Source organism: Paenibacillus sp. GCM10023252 (assembly GCF_042653305.1).
Lineage (GTDB): Bacteria > Bacillota > Bacilli > Paenibacillales > Paenibacillaceae > Pristimantibacillus.
In genome coordinates this window covers 1-20,828 of the sequence record NZ_JBHSHW010000025.1, presented here as the reverse complement: position 1 = coordinate 20,828, position 20,828 = coordinate 1, and the positions used below count along the sequence as shown (strand labels likewise).

At 52.4% G+C, this 20,828-nt stretch carries 23 protein-coding genes and 1 rRNA gene; 1 reads left to right on the top strand and 23 read right to left on the bottom strand.

Annotation, left to right across the window (positions count from 1 at the left end; all coding sequences use genetic code 11):
- Positions 1–104 precede the first annotated feature (104 nt).
- The 14 genes from rplK to ACFO9Q_RS14810 form a co-directional block, all read right to left on the bottom strand.
- The gene (gene rplK, locus ACFO9Q_RS14875; RefSeq protein ID WP_127497469.1) at positions 105–530 is read right to left on the bottom strand and encodes a 50S ribosomal protein L11; all 426 of its coding nucleotides are present in this window, start codon (positions 528–530) and stop codon (positions 105–107) included.
- A 54-nt stretch (positions 531–584) separates the two neighbouring features.
- Positions 585–1,118 carry a transcription termination/antitermination protein NusG gene (nusG, locus tag ACFO9Q_RS14870; RefSeq protein WP_379183383.1) on the bottom strand — a complete coding sequence of 178 codons (534 nt, stop codon included), beginning with the start codon at positions 1,116–1,118 and terminating at the stop codon, positions 585–587.
- Between the two features lie 23 nt (positions 1,119–1,141).
- Positions 1,142–1,351, bottom strand: a complete 210-nt coding sequence (gene secE, locus ACFO9Q_RS14865) for a preprotein translocase subunit SecE (RefSeq protein ID WP_379183381.1) — start codon at positions 1,349–1,351, stop codon at positions 1,142–1,144.
- 17 nt (positions 1,352–1,368) lie between these two features.
- The gene (gene rpmG / locus ACFO9Q_RS14860; RefSeq protein ID WP_379183379.1) at positions 1,369–1,518 is read right to left on the bottom strand and encodes a 50S ribosomal protein L33; all 150 of its coding nucleotides are present in this window, start codon (positions 1,516–1,518) and stop codon (positions 1,369–1,371) included.
- Between the two features lie 416 nt (positions 1,519–1,934).
- Entirely contained in the window at positions 1,935–2,585 is a 651-nt protein-coding gene (sigH, locus tag ACFO9Q_RS14855; RefSeq protein WP_379183377.1) for an RNA polymerase sporulation sigma factor SigH, read from the bottom strand.
- 238 nt (positions 2,586–2,823) lie between these two features.
- Positions 2,824–3,354: an NYN domain-containing protein gene (locus tag ACFO9Q_RS14850; RefSeq protein WP_379183375.1), complete on the bottom strand. Its 531-nt coding sequence runs from the start codon at positions 3,352–3,354 to the stop codon at positions 2,824–2,826.
- 3 nt (positions 3,355–3,357) lie between these two features.
- On the bottom strand, positions 3,358–4,125 hold the full coding sequence (gene rlmB, locus ACFO9Q_RS14845; RefSeq protein WP_379183373.1) for a 23S rRNA (guanosine(2251)-2'-O)-methyltransferase RlmB: 768 nt from the start codon (positions 4,123–4,125) through the stop codon (positions 3,358–3,360).
- Positions 4,122–4,565: a Mini-ribonuclease 3 gene (locus tag ACFO9Q_RS14840; RefSeq protein WP_379183371.1), complete on the bottom strand. Its 444-nt coding sequence runs from the start codon at positions 4,563–4,565 to the stop codon at positions 4,122–4,124. Before ACFO9Q_RS14840 ends, rlmB begins: the two co-directional genes overlap by 4 nt.
- 11 nt (positions 4,566–4,576) lie before the next feature.
- On the bottom strand, positions 4,577–6,082 hold the full coding sequence (gene cysS, locus ACFO9Q_RS14835; RefSeq protein ID WP_379183369.1) for a cysteine--tRNA ligase: 1,506 nt from the start codon (positions 6,080–6,082) through the stop codon (positions 4,577–4,579).
- Complete coding sequence (cysE, locus tag ACFO9Q_RS14830; protein WP_379183367.1) at positions 6,082–6,741, bottom strand: serine O-acetyltransferase; 660 nt, start codon at positions 6,739–6,741, stop codon at positions 6,082–6,084. The genes cysS and cysE overlap by 1 nt, the downstream gene beginning before the upstream one ends.
- A 508-nt stretch (positions 6,742–7,249) precedes the next feature.
- Positions 7,250–8,716 carry a glutamate--tRNA ligase gene (gene gltX / locus ACFO9Q_RS14825; RefSeq protein ID WP_379183365.1) on the bottom strand — a complete coding sequence of 489 codons (1,467 nt, stop codon included), beginning with the start codon at positions 8,714–8,716 and terminating at the stop codon, positions 7,250–7,252.
- A gap of 39 nt (positions 8,717–8,755) precedes the next feature.
- A complete protein-coding gene (gene ispF, locus ACFO9Q_RS14820) occupies positions 8,756–9,238 on the bottom strand; it encodes a 2-C-methyl-D-erythritol 2,4-cyclodiphosphate synthase (protein WP_379183363.1) in 483 nt (160 codons plus the stop codon).
- Positions 9,239–9,260: 22 nt separating this feature from the next.
- A complete protein-coding gene (gene ispD / locus ACFO9Q_RS14815) occupies positions 9,261–9,968 on the bottom strand; it encodes a 2-C-methyl-D-erythritol 4-phosphate cytidylyltransferase (protein ID WP_379183361.1) in 708 nt (235 codons plus the stop codon).
- A 43-nt stretch (positions 9,969–10,011) separates the two neighbouring features.
- Positions 10,012–11,109 carry a PIN/TRAM domain-containing protein gene (locus ACFO9Q_RS14810; protein ID WP_379183359.1) on the bottom strand — a complete coding sequence of 366 codons (1,098 nt, stop codon included), beginning with the start codon at positions 11,107–11,109 and terminating at the stop codon, positions 10,012–10,014.
- Positions 11,110–11,257: 148 nt separating this feature from the next.
- On the opposite strand from ACFO9Q_RS14810, the gene ACFO9Q_RS14805 reads away from it, so the two are divergent.
- On the top strand, positions 11,258–11,653 hold the full coding sequence (locus ACFO9Q_RS14805; protein ID WP_379183357.1) for a DUF1573 domain-containing protein: 396 nt from the start codon (positions 11,258–11,260) through the stop codon (positions 11,651–11,653).
- Positions 11,654–11,753: 100 nt separating this feature from the next.
- Here the strand turns inward: ACFO9Q_RS14805 and pssA are convergent, their stop codons facing one another.
- From pssA to rrf, 9 genes are all read right to left on the bottom strand, one after another.
- Positions 11,754–12,491, bottom strand: a complete 738-nt coding sequence (pssA, locus tag ACFO9Q_RS14800; RefSeq protein WP_379183355.1) for a CDP-diacylglycerol--serine O-phosphatidyltransferase — start codon at positions 12,489–12,491, stop codon at positions 11,754–11,756.
- A 90-nt stretch (positions 12,492–12,581) separates the two neighbouring features.
- Entirely contained in the window at positions 12,582–13,661 is a 1,080-nt protein-coding gene (gene disA / locus ACFO9Q_RS14795; RefSeq protein ID WP_379183353.1) for a DNA integrity scanning diadenylate cyclase DisA, read from the bottom strand.
- A gap of 12 nt (positions 13,662–13,673) precedes the next feature.
- A complete protein-coding gene (gene radA / locus ACFO9Q_RS14790) occupies positions 13,674–15,041 on the bottom strand; it encodes a DNA repair protein RadA (RefSeq protein WP_379183351.1) in 1,368 nt (455 codons plus the stop codon).
- A gap of 151 nt (positions 15,042–15,192) precedes the next feature.
- Positions 15,193–15,507, bottom strand: coding sequence for an antibiotic biosynthesis monooxygenase (locus ACFO9Q_RS14785; RefSeq protein ID WP_379183349.1), 315 nt, complete (start codon positions 15,505–15,507; stop codon positions 15,193–15,195).
- A gap of 69 nt (positions 15,508–15,576) precedes the next feature.
- Positions 15,577–18,039, bottom strand: a complete 2,463-nt coding sequence (gene clpC / locus ACFO9Q_RS14780; RefSeq protein WP_379183347.1) for an ATP-dependent protease ATP-binding subunit ClpC — start codon at positions 18,037–18,039, stop codon at positions 15,577–15,579.
- A complete protein-coding gene (locus ACFO9Q_RS14775; RefSeq protein ID WP_379183345.1) occupies positions 18,036–19,121 on the bottom strand; it encodes a protein arginine kinase in 1,086 nt (361 codons plus the stop codon). The genes clpC and ACFO9Q_RS14775 overlap by 4 nt, the downstream gene beginning before the upstream one ends.
- Positions 19,122–19,145: 24 nt before the next feature.
- Positions 19,146–19,664 (bottom strand): UvrB/UvrC motif-containing protein, encoded by a 519-nt coding sequence (locus ACFO9Q_RS14770; protein ID WP_379183343.1) that lies wholly within the window; start codon positions 19,662–19,664, stop codon positions 19,146–19,148.
- A gap of 108 nt (positions 19,665–19,772) precedes the next feature.
- Entirely contained in the window at positions 19,773–20,234 is a 462-nt protein-coding gene (locus ACFO9Q_RS14765) for a CtsR family transcriptional regulator (protein WP_379183341.1), read from the bottom strand.
- A gap of 370 nt (positions 20,235–20,604) precedes the next feature.
- Positions 20,605–20,721 (bottom strand): 5S ribosomal RNA (gene rrf, locus ACFO9Q_RS14760).
- Between the last annotated feature and the right edge of the window lie 107 nt (positions 20,722–20,828).

Sequence of the window (20,828 nt, the reverse complement as noted above, 5' to 3'; positions counted from 1 at the left end):
TGAATGCGAGCATTCCTCCCACTAGCGACAGCCAACCGGCCGCCGCAGCGCAAGCATTACAAGGGTAATGCTCTTGTGTGGCTTCACGGGGAAGCCGTTCGTCATTAGTCGACGATTGTAACTCCCATACTGCGCGCAGTACCTTCAATCATAAGCATTGCTGCTTCGACAGAAGCCGCGTTCAGATCGGGCATTTTTTGCTCAGCGATCTCACGAACTTTCGCACGTTTAACTGTTGCAACTTTTTTCTTGTTAGGCTCGCCTGAACCCTTCTCGATACCTGCTGCAACACGAAGAAGAACCGCTGCCGGTGGAGTTTTCGTCTCGAAGGTGAATGAACGATCTTCGAATACGGTAATAACAACCGGAATAATCAGACCTGCTTGATCTGCTGTACGAGCGTTGAACTCCTTACAGAATGCCATGATGTTAACGCCTGCTTGACCTAGTGCTGGACCGATTGGCGGCGCCGGGTTAGCCTTACCTGCTGGAACTTGCAGCTTGACCATCTTGATGACTTTCTTTGCCATGACTACACACCTCCTTACAACAATAATACCTTGCATGAATCCGGAAACCGGACGTTATATCTTCTCCACCTGAGTGTAATCCAGCTCAAGCGGGGTTTCCCTGCCAAACATGTTGACATGCACCTTGAGCTTCGCCTTGTCGAGCAGAATCTCTTCTACTGTACCGACGAAGTCTGCAAAAGGACCTACCTTAACGCGAACAGTCTCCTTCAGATCGAACTCGATCTTCGGCTTCGGCTCTTCCATACCCATGTGCTTCAGAATCTGATCCACTTCTTCAGGTAATAGAGGAACCGGCTTGGAACCAGCACCGGTTGATCCGACAAAGCCCGTCACGCCTGGCGTATTGCGAACAACGTACCAAGAATCATCCGTCTGAACCATCTCGACGAGAACATATCCGGGGTAGACCTTACGCTGGACAGTCTTCTTCTTACCGTCCTTCTCTACCACTTCATCTTCCATCGGTACAAGCACACGGAAGATCTTGTCTTCCATGCCCATCGATTCCACACGGCGTTCTAAGTTAGCCTTGACCTTGTTCTCATACCCAGAGTAGGTATGAACGACGTACCATCTTTTTTCCATAACAATCCACCTTTGGACCCTTCTTAAACAATCAGTTCAACCAGAGACGAGATCCCGATGTCAAGAAGCCAAAAGTAAATCGTCACAAACGTGATCGTCAGTAGAACAACGATCGAATAGCTTGTTAACTCTTTACGGTTTGGCCAGCGAACCTTCTTCAGTTCCGCCCAGCTGTCAGCAAAGAAACTAAACGTTGTCCCGAAGCCTTGCTTCAGTTTAGACAAAAATGTCACGCCAACACCTCCATTGACTATCTCGTCTCGCGATGAGGAGTCTGCTCGTTACAGAACTTGCAAAACTTCTTCAACTCGACGCGGTCGGGGTGATTGCGTTTGTTCTTGCTGCTCGCATAATTTCTTTGTTTGCAGTTTGTGCAAGCCAACGTGATAATAACCCGCATTGAAGTACACCTCCCGAACTACTTGCTACTAAATATGAATCATAAAGCTTATATATTGATTAAGCATTGATTCCTACACACATTACAAAAAAACCGCAAAAATTCAGGGCTACCCAAACACTTTATCATACGGGTATTTTGATGTCAACGAAAAAGATACATCCGGAGGCGTGGACTTGAGCCTTGTTTAAAGGTTTTAGGTTTCTTTTGCCAAGGGAATCTCGTCTTCCTTAGCGAGTCATTAGTGTAGACGCGGGATTGGTTGTGCTATCAGTATCGACGGTTTCCATATTTTAAATACCGTACTCGCGCCTAACATTCTATTATTGCAATATAGCAAAAAAAGCGCCTGACAGCCCGGTGCTCGGACTCATCAGATCGCTTATGATCATAACCACATATAACACGAGCAGGCACTAACCGCCAATGTCTCTTACTTCCAGATACTTCTCCAGCTTACGCTTCACTCGCTGCAGAGCGTTATCAATAGACTTCACATGACGCTTCAAGTCCACAGCTATCTCTTGATAGGAACGTCCATCGAGATACAACATTAAGACCTTGCGCTCAAGATCGCTTAATATCTCAGACATCTTGTCCTCAAGTCCGATGAACTCTTCCTGATTAATAATTAGTTCCTCTGGATCTGACACTCTGGTTCCGCAGATGACATCAAGCAGAGTGCGGTCGGAATCTTCATCATAGATCGGCTTGTCCAATGAGACGTAGGAGTTCAGGGGGATATGCTTCTGCCGAGTGGCCGTCTTAATCGCGGTAATAATCTGCCTTGTGATACAGAGCTCTGCGAATGCCTTGAAGCTTGCTAGCTTGTCACCCTTGAAGTCACGAATGGCCTTATACAGTCCGATCATGCCTTCCTGTACAATATCCTCGCGGTCTGCTCCAATTAGAAAGTAAGAACGCGCCTTAGCACGGACAAAGTTCTTGTACTTGTTAATTAAATATTCCAGCGCTTCGCTCTCGTCTCTGCGGACCGCTTCGACGATCTCTTCGTCCGTTCTGCAGTCATATTCGTGCGTACTCGTATCTCTGAGGTCGATGCTCACGAACTATCCCTCCGGCCTGCAAGGCGTACACTGCCAGACTATCACTCTCATAAATCTAGCAAATTCTAGTGTCAGTATACATTATGTAGCCTGAGCCCGTCAACCGCGGAAACATACGTAAATCCTCGTATTTATAGCATTTTTGTAACAAAGTGGGATGATCGCGTTACGATTGTGTTAACATATATTACATCAGCCAAACAAAAGATTTACATTCTCTTAACAATTAGAGCAGCTGTTAGAGATTACCCCTTCTCCAGCGCTCGAGCTTGCTGCGTACATCTAGCGTAAGATTGCCGTCAACGGGATTGCGTCCCGCAGGGGAAGACTGTTCATGAAGGAGGGTATTCTGCATCTGCTTGCGGCTCTGTTCGACATTAATGAGAAGCTCTCGAGCAGACAGCCTAAGCGCCCCGATCCCGAAGATGACATGCTGCTCAACCATATCCGAAGTTGCGACATAGATCGTACGGCGCTTGGAGTGCAGCTCGCTGACAAGCCGCTCAATGCACTCATCCGCCGTCTCCTTCTCCTTCGTATAGACCACAATCAGCTTATGCTGGTTGTATGTCGCACCAAGCCCCGCTACTTGATGCGCATCGAATATGACGTAGATTCTCATCCCAGTGAAGCCCTGATAATCAGCCAGCATGTCCATCAGCTTATCCCGAGCTTCCTCGAGCCCGATGTCCTTCAGCTTCTCCAGCATTGGCCAAGCGCCAATCATGTTATAGGCATCAACCAGCAGTATATCCTCCCGCCGGCTCATGTACTATCCATTCCGACGCTGCCTGACGACTTCATACATCAGCACCCCAGCGGCTACGGATGCATTCAGTGAATTCAATTGCCCAAGCATGGGCAGCTTCACGAGGAAGTCACACTTCTCCTTAATTAAGCGCCCCATTCCTTTGCTCTCATTGCCTATTACAATGCCAAGCGGAAGGTCGAACTTCGTCTTGTATACATCCTGCGGTGCACTTACATCGGTACCTGCAATCCAGATACCCTCTTCCTTAAGCCGCTCGATGGTCTGAGCCAGATTCGTGACTCTCGTCACCGGAACATGCTCCGCCGCTCCTGCCGAGGTCTTAAGTACAGTAGCCGTTAATCCCGCGGCCCGCCGCTTCGGTATAATGACGCCATGAACACCGGTACATTCTGCCGTTCGGAGGATAGAACCTAAGTTATGCGGATCCTCGATCTCATCTAAGATTAAGAAGAATGGAGTCTCTCCGCTATCCTTCGCACGCTGCACCAGCTCATCGAGCTCCCAATAGCGGAAGGCTGCCGCTTGTGCAATTACGCCTTGGTGAGGAACTTCAATCCCTTCAGCTAAGGAATCGAGCTTGCGCTTGTCGACGAACTGGACGATGATTCCTTGTTTTTTGGCCTCGGCCACAATCGGCATCGTTAGACTCTTCTGGGCGCTGTCTGTTATCCATATCTTATTAATCTCCCGGCCTGAGCGAAGCGCTTCAAGCACGGGATGCTTGCCTGCAATCCACTCTTCCTGGTTGTCCTTCTCGATGTCTGTCATTCCTGATCCGCTCCCTTATTCAACTGCTGGCCGCCGCTGACGGCAATCTCTATGAGCTCATGCAATCGTTCTATTCGGCCTTCATAATACAAATATCCAATCATGCACTCTAGTCCAGTCGCATAGCGATAGTCGCCTGGATCTGCATTCTTGGGCGGAGCACCCGACTTGGCATTCCTGCCGCGGCGGAGCATATCCGCCTCTTCCTCGCTTAACAGCGGCTCCCACAGGGAGACGATTCTGCGCTGCGCCTTCGCTGATACATATTGTGTGGCTTCCCGGTGCATATGATGCGACTTATGATTAGGCAATGAGACAAGGTACTGCCTGATCAACAGCTCGAACACAGCATCCCCAACATAGGCTAACACGACGGGATTAAGCTGCTGGGGCACCTTCGCAGGAGGATGGTTCACATTCAACATCGGCGGTTGATTCATCGCTTCACTCCTCACTTGCGCCGCCAGCGAATGCCTTGAGGCGTATCTTCAAGTACAATGCCACGTTCTGTCAGAAGATCACGAATCTCATCCGCTCTAGCCCAGTTCTTCGACGCTCTCGCCTCTGTCCGCTCCAGAATGAGCCCGTCTATCTCTTCGTCCATGAAGTCTGTGCTCGATTCAGATGCAGATGCGGAAGACGATACTCCAGGCAGCAGCCCGAGCACAGCATCCATCTCATCGAACAGCGTGATCAGCTTGCCTAGTCCGGCTGCAGTCACCTCAGGACGGCTCACATATTGGTTCGTCTCCGAGACCAGATCGAACAGAGCTGTAATGGCATCCGGCGTGTTGAAGTCATCGGACATCTTGTCATGGAACTGCGCCTTAATCTGGTCCAGACGCAAGTCTAGCTGCTCCAGCCCCTGCGCCAGTCCCAGATGCCCAGCATCTGCAGCATCTGCAACATCTTCAGTAATCGCTGCATTCGCAGGAACTCCATCAACCTTGACGCCTGCAAGGGTGCTGAGTCGATGCTTCGCATTGTTATAGCTGTTCGCGATGCGCAGGACGCTCTTCTCCGCCTGCACCAAGATGTCATCGGTGAAGTTAAGCGGACTGCGATAATGTGTCGACAGCATGAAGTAGCGGAGCGCTTCCGCCTTCACCCGCTTCACTAACTCGTTCACAGTGATGCCGTTGCCGAGCGACTTGGACATCTTCTCATTATTAATATGGATATATCCGTTGTGCATCCAATACCGAGATAATGGATGCCCTGTCAATGCCTCAGACTGAGCAACCTCACACTCATGATGGGGGAACTGCAGGTCATGGCCGCCGCCGTGAATATCAAGTGTATCGCCAAGATACTTGCGCGCCATCGCCGAGCATTCAATATGCCAACCCGGCCGGCCGGCTCCCCATGGGCTGTCCCACTGAATCTCACCGGGCTTCGCTCCCTTCCAGAGGACGAAGTCCTGTGGATTCTCCTTGCGGTCGCCTACCTCAATTCGAATGCCGAACTGAAGCTCCTCCAGATTCTGATGAGACAGCTTCCCGTACTCCTCGAACTTCGTGGTGCGGAAGTAGACATCTCCTTCGCTCGGATAGGCATAGCCCGCTTCAACCAAGCCTTCAATGAACGTGATGATCTCTGTGATGTGATCGGTCACCCTTGGATTCAGAGACGCCTCCCTTACACCCAGTGAAGCGATATCTTCCTTGAACGCTGCGATGTACTTATCAGCCACTTCCGGGACGGTAACCCCTAGCTGCTCAGCCTTCCGAATTAGCTTATCATCGACGTCTGTGAAGTTCACGACATACTCCACAGCAAGTCCTGATGCCTCCAAGTGACGCCTAACCACGTCGAATATGATGACCGGTCTCGCATTGCCTATATGAATATAGTCGTATACCGTAGGTCCGCACACGTACATCTTGACCTTGCCCGGCTCAAGAGGAATGAACTCCTCCTTCGCACGGGATAATGTATTATAGATGTGAATACTCATTACCGTCGTTCCCCTCCAGCTACAGGATGCTTCAGCTTATCCAGCTCATCCTTCAGCTCATCAATTTCCTTCTGCATCGCACGGAACATCTCAATGACCGGATCGGGCAGCTGCGTATGATCGAGCCGATCTCCGACCTTCTCCCCATTGCGCCGCACGACTCTTCCCGGATTGCCCACTACTGTACTATTGCTAGGCACCTCGCGCAACACGACCGCGTTGGAGCCAATATTCGAGTTGTCACCTACTTGGAAGGAACCAAGCACCTTCGCTCCAGATCCTATAACTACATTATTGCCAATCGTAGGATGTCTCTTACCTCGCTCCTTGCCCGTACCCCCAAGTGTAACCCCTTGATAGATGACCACGTCATCTCCAATCTCACAGGTCTCCCCAATGACGACCCCCATTCCATGATCAATGAACAAGCGCTCGCCGATCCTCGCACCGGGATGTATCTCTATGCCCGTCATGAAGCGGCTAATCTGTGAGATCATTCTTGCAAGGGTGAACCATCCCCGTCTGAACAGCAGATGTGCAACACGATGAGCCCATATGGCATGCAGCCCCGAATAAGTGAAGATGACCTCGAACTTGCTTCGCGCGGCTGGATCATTCTCGAACACTGCAATGATATCCGAACGGAAATGACGTAACATACATGTACCCCCCAATAGGCCTGTGCAATAAAAAATATAAAAAAGCCTCTGCAGCTCAAAGGCTGCAGAGGCGTGTTCATCGCGGTTCCACTCTGCTTGGGTTCAGGCATCGCCCGCTTATTACATAAGCAGCAGCTAACTTCCCCCGTCTTATACCATTAACGCTGGCTCACGTCACTGCCTACCCCGCTCCTATGGAGAGCGGCTCGGAGCAAGGCTCACAGGTGCAAACTTCCGTCTTCCGGATTAGACAACTTCCAGCCCAGCAGCTTATTCTCCGCACGCCATCCATTCAACTGCTGGCGCGGAATAAGATGACGGTTGTCCTCTCTGCAAATCCCGCTAAAACGTACTCGTCCTGATCAATGCCTGTCGAATTATCCTATGATTAGCTTCAGTATACCCAATCCCTTGTCAAGTGACAAGGGCATTCGTCATGGTTCTGTCCTGCTCTGTCCTGTCCAGCTCTGTCCTTACCCGTCCTTCCCAGTCCATACGAACCAGCGCCCTAGGCCAGTCGTCCCTGCAGCCGAGCAACGACCTTATCCTGGCCAAGCAAGGCAATCGTCTGATTGAGATCGGGACCGTGGGTCTGCCCGGTGAGCGCTGCCCGAATCGGCATGAACAGCTGCTTGCCCTTGCAGCCAGTCTCCTTCTGCACGGACTTGATCATGTCCTTAATCCCGTCTGCCGTGAAGCCATGCTCACCAGACTGAATACGCGCCAGGAACGAAGCGAGAACCATACCAACCTGCTCCTCCCCAAGGACGACAGCAGCCTCTTCCTCATCGGTCACCTCGCCCGAATTCAAGAAGAATAGTTCAGTTAATGGTACGATCTCGGAAGCGGACCGAAGCTTGTCCTGATACAGGGCAACCAGGTCGCTCACCCATGCGCGTGTACCCGCGTCCAGCTCAGCTGCAATCCGTCCTGCCTTCTGCAGATGCGGGATACATAGGTCGACGACTCGCTGTACATCCGTTCTCTTAATGTAATCATTATTCATCCAGCTCAGCTTGTTCGTGTCGAATACCGCAGGGCTCTTGCTGAGGCGGGCGGCGTTGAACACCTCCACCAGCTCCTCGCGCGTGAAGATCTCCTGCTCACCCTCTGGCGACCAGCCAAGCAGCGCGATGAAGTTGAACATCGCTTCCGGCAGATAGCCTAGATCATCATACTGCTCGATGAACTGGATGATGGACTCATCCCGCTTGCTCAGCTTCTTGCGGCTCTCATTCACGATAAGCGTCATATGCCCGAATTGCGGAGGCTCCCAGCCAAGCGCTTCGTAGATCATGAGCTGACGCGGAGTATTGGAGATATGATCCTCGCCGCGAAGGACGTGCGAGATTCTCATCAAGTAATCATCCACGACAACAGCGAAGTTATAGGTCGGAATGCCATCCTTCTTCACGATGACGAAGTCGCCGGTTCCTTCCGCCTCGAAGGAGATGGACCCCTTAACCATGTCATCGAACGTATACGTCCCCTTCTCCGGAACCAGGAAGCGAATGCTTGGCACACGCCCTTCCGCTTCGAAGGCCGCGCGCTGCTCATCCGTCAAGCTGCGGTGACGTCCGGAATAACGAGGCATCTCCCCGCGCGCAATCTGCTCCTCGCGCTCCTGCTCCAGCTCTTCCTCGGTACAGTAGCAGCGGTATGCACGGCCGCTGTCCAGCAGAGCTTGCCAATACTCGCGATAGATATCAAGCCGCTCCGTCTGGCGGTAGGGTCCATACCCCCCGCCGATATCTACGCTCTCATCCCAAGTGATGCCCAGCCATTGCAGATACTTCAGCTGGCTCTCTTCCCCGCCTGCCACATTCCGCTTCACATCCGTATCTTCAATCCGGATAATGAACTTCCCGCCGCGGCTGCGTGCGAATAGATAATTGAATAAGGCCGTTCTGGCATTGCCGATATGTAGATGGCCGGTCGGTGACGGCGCATAGCGTACGCGTACTTCCTGTGTCATATGAATGCTGCTCCCCTCAATCGTTAAGATTCGTGCAAATCATAGCATAACCTTCACTAAGCTAACAACCGATTGCGCTGCGATTCCTTCTCCTCTGCCGGTGAAGCCTAGCTGCTCCGTCGTCGTCGCCTTCACATTCACCTGCGACACGTCCGCTTCCAGCGCCCGAGCGATAATCTCGGCCATCTGCGGGATATAGGGAAGCATCTTCGGCTTCTGAGCGATAATCGTAGAATCGATGTTACCCAGCTTGTAGCCACGCTCCTTCACCAGCCTCCATACTTCCTCCAGCAGCTTCAGCGAATCCGCATCCTTGAAGGCAGCATCCGTATCCGGGAAGTGCTTGCCAATATCGCCAAGTCCCAGCGCTCCCAGCACCGCATCGGTTATCGCATGAAGCAGCACGTCCGCATCAGAGTGGCCAAGCAGCCCCTTCTCATAGGGAATCGTAACTCCTCCAATAATACATGGACGGCCCTCTACCAACTGATGAACATCGAACCCCTGTCCTACTCGAATCATCTCTTACGTTCCCCTCTCCCATTCAGGTCTCTGCCGACCCGCGGCTCCGAAGCTCACCGAGCAGATATTCTGCCCAAGGCAAGTCCTCCGGTGTCGTTATCTTAATATTCGTATAATCTCCTAATGCGACCGTCACAGAGGCGCCCATGCGCTCTACGACCATCGCATCATCCGTCCCCAGGAAGCCGCTCTCCTCTGCCTCCTCATGGGCTCTCTCCAGCAATTCACGGCGAAAAGCCTGCGGCGTCTGGATAGCCCACAAGCTTCGACGATCTGGAGTGGCGACGATCAATCCCGCTTCACTCACTTGCTTAATTGTATCCTTAACCGGCACTGCCAGCACGGCGGCACCTGTCCGCTGTGCTTCCTGGCAGACGTTCCTGACCGCATCCCGCGTGACGAGCGGCCTAACCGCATCATGGACCATCACCCAGCCTGCAGACAACGCCGCAAGCCCTCTCACAACGGAGTGCTGCCGCTCACGGCCGCCGGCTGCAATCGCAATAACCTTCGTTAAGCCGTATTCCTCTACCCAACGGCCGCATCGCTCCTGATCAGCCTCGCCGACCACGAGCGCAATCTCCCCGACCTCGTCCATCCCTTGGAAGATCTCCAGCGTATGCACAAGAATCGGCTTGTCCTGCAGCTTCAGATATTGCTTGCTCTCAGCTGTGCCCATGCGCGTTCCACGCCCGGCCGCCACGATGACGACTCCCCACTCTCCACTCATGCATCCAACCTGCCTCGCCCTGTAATAGTATTATCATACCTGTTTACAGAGCTTTTTCCAACAGCTTCGGCTTCGCAAAAATCATTCGGCCTGCACTCGTCTGCAGAACCGAAGTGACCAGCACCTCCATTGTGGTTCCGATATAGTCCCGTCCGCCCTCTACGACAATCATCGTACCATCATCGAGATATGCGACGCCTTGCCCATGCTCCTTGCCATCCTTGATCACTTGAACGACAATCTCTTCCCCAGGCAGCACGACCGGCTTCACGGCATTCGCCAGATCATTGATATTAAGGACCGATACACCCTGCAGCTCACATACCTTGTTCAGGTTGAAGTCGTTCGTAACGACCTTGCCATGCAGCGCCTTAGCCAGCTTCACCAGCTTGCTGTCTACCTCGCTGATCTCCTCGAAGTCCCCTTCGTAGATAAGTACCCGAACGTCAAGCTCCTTCTGAATCTTGTTCAGAATATCGAGCCCTCTGCGCCCGCGGTTACGCTTCAGCAGGTCGGAGGAATCCGCAATATGCTGCAGCTCCTCGAGCACGAACTCCGGAATGACCAGCGTTCCTTCAATGAAGCCCGTCTTGCATATATCTGCAATCCTGCCATCAATGATGACGCTCGTATCCAGAATCTTGTGCTCCTCGAATCCCTTGTGCTCCCCCGCTTGCGGAGTTGCTCCACGTCCTGCCATTAGTGCAGACACTCCGGCAGCTATCGCTTCCTTCTTCTTCAGCCCGATGCTGAAGCCGAGATAGCCGAAGAACAGCGCCATGACGGCCGGGATGAACTGCCCAAGCGCGCCCGCATCAGGTACAGCAGGATACAACAAGACAGACAGCACCAATCCGCCTAACAGCCCCGCAGAGCCGGCAATCAGCTCCTCCGTCGGAACCGCTGCAGTCCGCTCCGCTCCTTGCCCTATGAACCGAATAATTTGCCCTGCTGCCAACGTTGCTAGGAAGAGTCCGCCTATCGCACCAATTGCCACATTCATGTAATAACCGCTTGATTGCTGAAGCATGCCCGAAGTCTGACTTGACCATAGTGCCGTACCCCTCATCATGTGATGCACTTCAGCGCCAGCCATTCCGCCGAACAGTATGCCTATTCCTTGAATAATTCGTCTGACCATATAGGTTCACCTCCATTACAATTATGTTCCAATTGCACAGAGCCTAATCGTAGGGCGGACAATTTATGTGAAAACTTTGATTTGGAATTTTGGCCAACTGAGGCTTATAATGGAGGAAGCAAAGCATTTCACGAAAGAGGTGTAACCGATGAGTGCTCCAACATTGGATCAATTTCAGCAGCAGGTATCTGAACTATTGCTTAGACACCGAAGTTTACTGGATGTCATGTCCAAGTACGGACAATCTAGCGCATCTGTCAATCGTGCCGTCACGAAGGCTGTGACCGACTGCGGATGTATTGAGCTGAATGCACGGAAGCAACAATATTCGGATGAACTGAACCTTGAGAATGCCAAAGTTACGCTCGAGAATCATATCTCAGGCGAAGTGTGCGAACACTGCCGCGATGTACTGAAGGCTGAGCTGGGACGCAACGTGTTCTATATGTCAGCCTTATGCAACCTGCTTAATATTCAGCTCGATGAAGTGGTAGCCGATGAGTATGACAAGTGCTCCACGCTTGGACTGTTCAACTTAACCTAATGATACTAGACGTGCCTGCAGAGCAAAGAACCGCTCAAGACCACCTTCTGGAGGTCTTGAGCGGTTCTTATCGTTATAGCAAGCGGAGACCGCCGATCGATTAAGCAATATGTTCTGAAGGCTCTTCAGGCAGCTCGCCGCTGCGCTTGCGGGCCCGTCTTCTCAACCGGCGATCAACGTTTTTTTTTAGGCCGTAGAGTGCGTACAACAGCAGAGGCACGAATATAATCTTGGAGATCTCATTCGGGAATAGTACTCCGAGCAGGACAGCAATCGCCACCACGCCAGGAATGACCCATATGGCGCTCTTCGGCAGTCCAATCTTCTTGAAGTTAGGATACTTAATGGTGCTGACCATTAAGAAGGATAATACCAACGTGCTTGCGAGCAGGACAGATACCGCAATGTCATCCTTGAACAAGGCTAACGTAGCCACGACACCGCCTGCTGCCGGAATCGGCAGACCGATGAAGTATCCCTTGGTTCCTCCAGAGATCACGTTGAATCTAGCCAGACGAAGCGCACCGCAGATCGGGAACAATGCAGTAACAATCCAAGCTGCCGCAGGATTAAGCTCCTGGAAGGCAACGACGTACATTATGAAAGCCGGAGCCACACCGAAGGAAATGACGTCCGACAAGGAATCAAGCTCTTTGCCAAACTCGCTCTGAACATTCAAGGCTCTCGCCACGCGGCCGTCCACGCCATCCAGCAGCATCGCAATGATGACCATCATCGCCGCACTCTCTGGACGTTCGTTGAACACAAGAATGATGGCTACTATTCCAAGGAATAGATTCCCCACCGTGAGAAGGCTCGGTATCGACTTCGTAATCATCTGTTCCACCTCTTCTCTACTATGCCCATAAACCTGATGCTAATGTGCATCCTCACTTGTCATGTCGACATTCTATCCATTGTATGGGATTTAGATTTGTCTGTCAATGAACATCTGCTCCTGAATCCGCTTGAGTCCTTCCTTAATCGCACGCGCTCTTACTTCGCCAATGCCATCCACTTCATCAAGCTCCTCGATCGTTGCCATGAGTACATGAGGCAGTCTGCCGAACCGATCAATCAGGTTGTTCATAATCATCTGAGGAAGGCGCGGAATCTTGTTGAGCAGCCGGTAACCGCGCGGTGAGATTCCTTCATCCGGGATTACACCGCCCGTGTAGGTATAGCCCAGCAGCTTAATGATGGGCGGTGCATCGAGCAGGTCGTCCGAGCTGAGCTTCTTCAGCGCGGTGCGAATATCACGGATGCGATCATCCGAGTTATCCTTGGCGTAATCCTTCAGCAAGTACCATGCATCTTCCTCTACCCCGCCGACCAGCTCCTCCATCTGCATCGCAATCAAGCGACCTTCCGTACCGAGCTCATTCACATAACGCTTGATCTCCATCTTAATGCGCAGCACCATCTCCACCCGCTGAATGACATGCGCCACTTCCTGCATTGTCACCAGCTCCTCGAACTCAAGGGCCGATAGATTCGTAAGCGACTGGCTAAGTACCGCCTTATACTTCTCAAGGGTCTGAATCGCTTGGTTCGCCTTGGTCAGAATGACGCCCATCTCCTTGAGCGAATACCGGAGCTGTCCTTGGTATAACGTAATAATATTCCGGCGCTGCGAGATCGAGACCACCAGCTTGCCCGTCTGCTTCGCAACCCGCTCCGCGGTCCGGTGCCGTATGCCCGTCTCGATCGACCCGATGGAGGAATTGGGGATAAGCTGTGTATTCGCATACAGAATCCGGCGCATATCCTCACTAAGAATGATAGCTCCATCCATCTTCGCTAACTCGTACAAGTAGTTAGGGGAGAAGTCGCAATTAATAGAGAACCCTCCGTCGACGACCTCCATGACCTCTGGACTGTACCCCACTACGATGAGCGCGCCCGTCTTCGCTCGCAGCACATTCTCCAGCCCTTCGCGGAATGGGGTGCCTGGTGCGACTAGCTGCAGCAGTTGGTTCGTAATCTCAAGCTGTGTCTGTTCCTTCATTCGTATGCCCCCCTATTCAAGCGCTGCCTTAAGTGCTTGTGCTACCGTCGTTACGGCAATAATCTCAATACTGGAAGGCGGCTTCCAGCCCTTCAGGCTCTTCTCCGGCATAATGACCCGCTTGAAGCCGAGCTTCTCCGCCTCCTTCACCCGCTGCTCCGCACGCGATACAGCTCTCACCTCACCCGTAAGGCCTACCTCGCCGAAGATGACATCATATGGCTTCGTAGGCGCATCCCGGAAGCTGGAAGCAAGACTGACCGCCGCAGCTAAGTCTACGGCCGGCTCATCGAGCTTAATGCCGCCTGCTACATTCAAGTAAGCGTCCTGTGTCTGCAGGAAGAGCCCGATTCTCTTCTCCAGCACCGCCATGATGAGCGCCATCCGGTGATGGTCTACCCCGGTCGACATCCTCCTAGGCGAAGGGAAGTTCGTCGAGGTCACGAGCGCTTGCAGCTCTACTAGGACAGGTCTCGTTCCTTCCATGCTCGCTACGACAGTTGAACCGGATACCCCCAGCGGCCTCTCTGACAAGAACAACTCCGATGGATTGGTAACCTCCGTTAGTCCGAGCTCCCCCATCTCGAAGATGCCGATCTCATTCGTCGAGCCGAACCGATTCTTCACCGCTCGCAGCAGACGATAGGTGTGATGGCGTTCACCTTCGAAGTAGAGCACACAGTCCACCATATGCTCGAGCATTCGGGGGCCAGCAATCGCGCCTTCCTTAGTCACATGCCCGACCAATACAGTTGCAATGCCCTTGATCTTCGCCACGCGCATGAAGTGAGCGGTGCACTCGCGCACCTGTGCAACACTTCCTGGCGCTGACTGCACGTTCGGATCATACACCGTCTGTATGGAGTCGATCACTAGGAAGTCCGGCTGAACCGACTCAATGGCCTCATTGATCATCTCCATGTTCGTCTCACACAGCACATAGAGTGATTCTACTAATGCCCCCAGCCGATCCGCTCTCAGCCGCGTCTGCTTGACCGATTCCTCTCCGGATATATAGAGAACGGTAAGCCCCTTGACAGCTAAGGCGTGGGAGGTCTGCAGCAGGAGCGTCGACTTGCCGATGCCAGGATCCCCTCCGACCAGAATAAGCGAGCCAGGCACTACCCCTCCGCCCAGCACTCGGTTCAGCTCCACCATCCTTGTTTCAATCCGCGGTTCTTGACCGCTTTCTATATGTATGATGGAACGCGGCTTTTCTTTCGTCTGAGTGAACGAGGAGGACACCCCTGTCGTGCGGACCGTCGTTTCCTTCTCTTCAATCATCGAATTCCAAGCATGGCAGCCCGGGCATTTCCCAAGCCACTTCGGAGATTCCGTTCCACATTCGGTACACACGAACTTTGTTTTAATTTTTGCCATAGATGCTCCTTTATACGTATAACGCTATCATTCAAAGTTTACCATTTACAGCCCCCAGTATAAAGCCCTCTTCATGGTGAGCAGCCGTATTTGCGAAAAAAGCTCCCAAAAGCCGGACGGCTTAAGGAAGCTTCATGATGCTAATGATTCATTATCTCGCTACAAGAACGTTATGTATCGTCATCTTCGACCCTAACATGACGCTCTCTCCTTGTGGAGCAGCACCCGCTCTCTGGGCATGCGCCTGCTTGAAGGCATCGCCGTTCACCCAACCGTCGAACGAAGCACGGTCCTCCCAAGTGGTACACACCTTAATCTCATCATGCTCTTCAAGTCCCTCTGTCAGCAGAACCTCCAGCTTCACGAAGCCTGGAGACTGGTCCACACCCTTCGAATTCTGGAACCGCTGGGCAACTGCTTCTCCATGGCCCTTCTTCACGCTGATGGTGTTCATTACAACTATCATAGCTATCCCTCCCTGTTCGGCCAAAAAGATAACCCTGCGCCTATCTCAAGACGCAGGGTTCCTCTTGTATTAAGTCGTTGCAGGCTCGCCGCTTGGCGCTTCCTCTGCATTGTTCTTGGTGACGGTCAAGGCGCCGTCCTTCTCATCAATAACGAAGGAATCGCCCTTAACAATTAGGCCCATTAACAGCTCTTCGGACAATCTGTCCTCAATATGCTTCTGGATGGCCCTGCGAAGCGGACGTGCACCGTACTGTGGATCGAAGCCTTCCTTCGCGAGGAAGCTCTTCGCGGAATCCGTCAATACGAAGTCTACCTCCTGCTCCCGCAGACGCTTGCGAAGCTCATCCGACATGAGGGTCACAATCTCCGCGATGTGACGCTCTTCCAGAGAGTGGAAGACGATCGTCTCGTCGATCCGGTTCAGGAATTCAGGGCGGAAGCTCTTCTTCAGCTCAGCAAGCACCTTATCCTTCATCTGTGAGAATTCACGTCCGGCATCCGCAGCAGCTGTGAATCCAAGGGAAGAGTTACGCTTAATCTGATCCGCCCCAACATTCGACGTCATGATGATCAGCGTATTGCGGAAGTCAACCACTCTGCCCTTGGAATCAGTCAGACGGCCGTCCTCCAGCACTTGGAGCAGAATGTTAAACACTTCCGGATGCGCCTTCTCAATCTCATCGAGCAGGACAACGGAGTAAGGCTTGCGGCGAACCTTCTCGGTCAGCTGGCCGCCCTCTTCGTAGCCTACATAGCCAGGAGGCGCTCCGACGAGACGCGAAGTCGAATGCTTCTCCATATATTCGGACATATCGATGCGAATAACAGAGTTCTCATCACCGAACATCGCTTCCGCTAACGCCCTTGCAAGCTCAGTCTTACCTACCCCAGTCGGCCCTAGGAAGATGAACGAACCCATCGGACGCTTCGGATCCTTCAGACCGGCACGAGCACGGCGGATGGCGCGGGAGACAGCCTTCACCGCTTCCTCTTGGCCAATGACACGGTCATGCAGAATCTCTTCCATCTTCAGCAGACGCTCCGTCTCTTCCTCTGCCAGCTTCACGACAGGAATTCCAGTCCAAGCGGCTACGACTTGAGCGATATCCTCAGGCGTTACTTCAGAATCCGTACGGCCTTGCTTCTCCTTCCACTGATTCTTAGTTACGTCTAATTCTTCGCGAATCTTCTGCTCGGTATCCCGCAGCGCAGCAGCCTTCTCGAACTCTTGGCTCTGAACCGCTGCATCCTTCTCCTTGCGGATATCGTCCAGACGATTCTCCAGCTGCTTCAGGTTAGGCGGTACCGTGTACGAGCGAAGCCTCACGCGAGAGGAAGCCTCATCGATGAGATCAATCGCCTTGTCCGGCAGGAAGCGGTCTGTAATGTATCGATCAGACAGCTTGACAGCCTGTATAACGGACTCATCGGTAATCTTCACTCTGTGGTGTGCTTCGTAGCGGTCCCTTAGACCATATAGAATCTGAATGGCTTCATCCGGTGAAGGCTGATCTACCGTAATCGGCTGGAAGCGGCGCTCCAGTGCGGCATCCTTCTCGATATACTTGCGATATTCATCAAGCGTCGTTGCCCCGATGCACTGCAGCTCGCCGCGTGCGAGGGCCGGCTTAAGAATATTGGAAGCATCAATTGCTCCCTCTGCTCCACCAGCGCCAATCAGCGTATGCAGCTCATCAATGAATAGAATAATGTTGCCCGCTTGGCGAATCTCGTCCATGATCTTCTTCAGACGGTCCTCGAACTCCCCGCGGTACTTCGTTCCTGCTACGACCGAGCCCATATCAAGGGTCATGACTCGCTTGTCGCGAAGCGTCTCTGGAATCTCGTTCTCGATAATCTTCTGCGCGAGACCTTCAGCGATTGCTGTCTTACCGACACCAGGCTCCCCGATTAGTACAGGATTGTTCTTCGTCCGGCGGCTAAGCACCTGGATGACACGTTCAATCTCCTTCGAGCGGCCGATAACCGGATCGAGATTGCCTTCACGGGCATAAGCCGTCAAGTCTCTGGCTAACCCGTCCAGCGTCGGCGTACTCACATTGGAAGGTGCTCCATGCGAGCTTGATACCGCTTCGCTGCTGCCAAGCAGCTGCAGCACTTGCTGGCGAGCCTTGTTCAGCGAGATGCCGAGGTTGTTCAGCACTCTTGCGGCTACGCCTTCTCCTTCACGAATGAGTCCGAGGAGAATATGCTCTGTCCCTACATACGTATGTCCAAGCTTGCGCGCTTCGTCCATGGACAACTCGATTACTTTTTTGGCGCGAGGCGTATAAGCAATGTTAGTGGGCTGCTCCTGGCCGCGGCCGATGAGAGCCTCCACTTCATCCTGAATCTTCTCCAGGCCAAGTCCAAGTCCGATTAGAGCCTTCGCAGCGATGCCTTCCCCTTCGCGAATGAGCCCGAGCAGAATATGCTCTGTTCCGATATTGTTATGACCGAGGCGTACCGCCTCTTCCTGCGCTAGTGCAAGCACCTTCTGTGCTCGTTCCGTGAATCTTCCAAACATCATTCTCCAACACCCCCATGATCGGTATGGCCGCTTAATTGCTTGCGTATCAACTCAGCTCGGCGGATATCTCTCAGCTCCGGGTTCATCTTCTCGTTGAACGTCTGCTGGAGGAATCCGGGCTGTGTCATCACTATTAATTCATTCAACACACGTGGTGTAACATCCTTCAATAGTCCAAGATCTACACCAAGTCTTACATCAGATAGCCGCTGTGCAGCTTCCTTGGAATCCATGATGGAAGCATGAGAGAGAATGCCGAAGGAGCGATTGACGCGGTCCTCTATACGAATTCGCGATTCTGCCATCAGCCTCTCCCTTGCTGCCTTCTCATGCTCGATAATCTGTCGCACGACGCTGTGAAGATTCTCAAGAATCTCGTTCTCCGACTGTCCTAGTGTAATCTGATTGGAGATCTGGAACAGATTGCCGACCGCTTCGCTTCCTTCACCATACAGTCCTCTGACCGCAAGGCCTACCTGTGTAATTGCCGACAGGATTCGATTAATCTGCTGGGTAAGGACAAGCGACGGCAGATGCATCATCACAGAGCAGCGAATGCCGGTGCCGACATTCGTCGGGCAGGTCGTTAAGTATCCGCGCTTCTCATCGAAGGCGTAATCAACGGCCTCTTCGAAAATATCGTCCACCTTGCTCGCCAGTGCCCAAGCTTCCTTGATCTGAAAACCTGGATATAGACATTGAATGCGAAGATGGTCTTCTTCGTTAATCATTATGCTAACTGATTCATTATCGCTTAGAATTAAGGCTCCGCTGCGTGACTCATTCGCTAGATTAGGGCTGATGAGATGCTTCTCCACCAGGACACGCCTCTCAAGCTCGGTGAGCTCGGAGAGAACGATGGTATCGAATGGGCAAGCGGAGTTCAGCTTGCCTGATCTCCCAATCTCAGTGAGCTGCTTCATCACTTCCTCGGATTGCTGATTCGTTGCCAGCATCGGGAATGGATGCTTGCGGAGATTGCGCGCAATGCGGACTCTGCTAGAGATGACGATATCGGATTCCGGACCTTCGTCCTTCATCCATTCGCTAAGAGCTTGCTGTGAGAAACGGCGGTTCACCAAGAGGAGCACTCCTTCCTTGCCGGCTTACAAGTCTGCAATCTTACGTTCTAACTCGCGGATTCGGTCTCGCAGATGTGCTGCACTCTCGAATTCCTCCTGCTCGATTCGAGCATGCAGGTCCTTGCGGAGCTGTTCGATCTCGCGCTTATATTGAATCTGGCCGCCGGAACGCTTCGGTATCTTCCCTACATGGACCGTATTGCCATGCACCCTCTTCAGCAGGGGGTCTAGACGGTCGGCGAAGTGGCGATAGCAGCTGCTGCAGCCGAATCGGCCAATCTTGCTGAACTGCGCATAAGTAAGGCCGCATTCATCGCAGCGTATTGTCCCTTGCTTCGTTCCTATCCCCGCCGCAGCCGTAGGATCGAAGTCCAGCAGTCCAGACAATAAGCTGTGAATCGAGAAGCCGTTCGGAGCGCCGGGGATGCCTTCGCCGCGCTCGCGCGCGCACGATTCGCAGATGTGGAACTCCGTCTTCTCTCCACCGACAATCTTGGTGAAGTGTAGCGTTGCCGGCTTCTTGCCGCACTCTTGACAGATCAAGGCGTACACCCCCTTCTTCGTGACAAGCGCACGGGGCGCTATCTCTACATATAAGACAACAGATCGTGATGCTGGTTGCGCTGAGCTGCACGCGCTGCGACAGTCCTCTTACCTGGCTAGCAGAGAGATCAGCATCGACTTCAGCAGACGAGCTCTAATCTCATCTCTAAGCGGCAGCTTCAGCGCAATGGTGTCTCGAGAGATGGCTGCTCTGAGCATATTCGCTTCACGCCTCGATACGAGTGCTGCCTCTTCCATCTGATAGATCAGCCCTTCAGCTGCAGATTGGTCCACACACTCTCCGATGGTCTGATGGATATGGAACTGAATCGCATTCAATGAGGGAAGGTCTACCCGCTTAATGCGAATGTAGCCCCCTCCGCCTCGCTTGCTCTCCACCATATATCCCTTCTCCATCGTGAAGCGCGTAGAGATGACATAGTTAATCTGCGAGGGAACACAGGAGAATCGGTCAGCCAGATCATTACGCTGAATCTCAACAGCACCTTCGGGGCTCTCCTGCAGCATTTGCTTCAGATACTGCTCGATGAGATCGGAAATGTTACGCATATCACCAACCTCCCTGAATGCTGTAACCATTTCATGAATAATGCAGCGAAGTCAAGTTAGTCACAGGTAATTACCACACCCTTTATCCTGGACAGCTGCATCATACTTTTAGCCGCCCTTCTGACTTTGACTTTCTTTGACTTTAATATTATTATACGCAATTTCAACCAAAGGTCAAGAGATGGAATTGCAATTTTCTGACGATTCAACGTTGGGATGGTGCAGCAGTCTAGATGTATTACCTATCTTGGTCTGTTCAGGAAGAAATATACGTGGGGATGAGTGGGAGATGCCTTGGTGGATAGTAGGGATGATGGATACCTATGAAAAATCAAAAAAACCTACTGCATATATGCAGTAGGTTCCTCGTGCTTGGCGACGTTCTACTCTCCCAGGACCCTGCGGTCCAAGTACCATCGACGCTGGAGGGCTTAACGGTCGTGTTCGAGATGGGAACGCGTGGTTCCCCTCCGCCATCGCCACCAAACGGTGCGTATACCGGATTAACCGGCTGCGCTTAGGGTATTATTGTACCCTGAAAACTGGATGCGAAAGCGATGAGTGCTGAAGTCATCTTAAAGTCTTACATAGTAG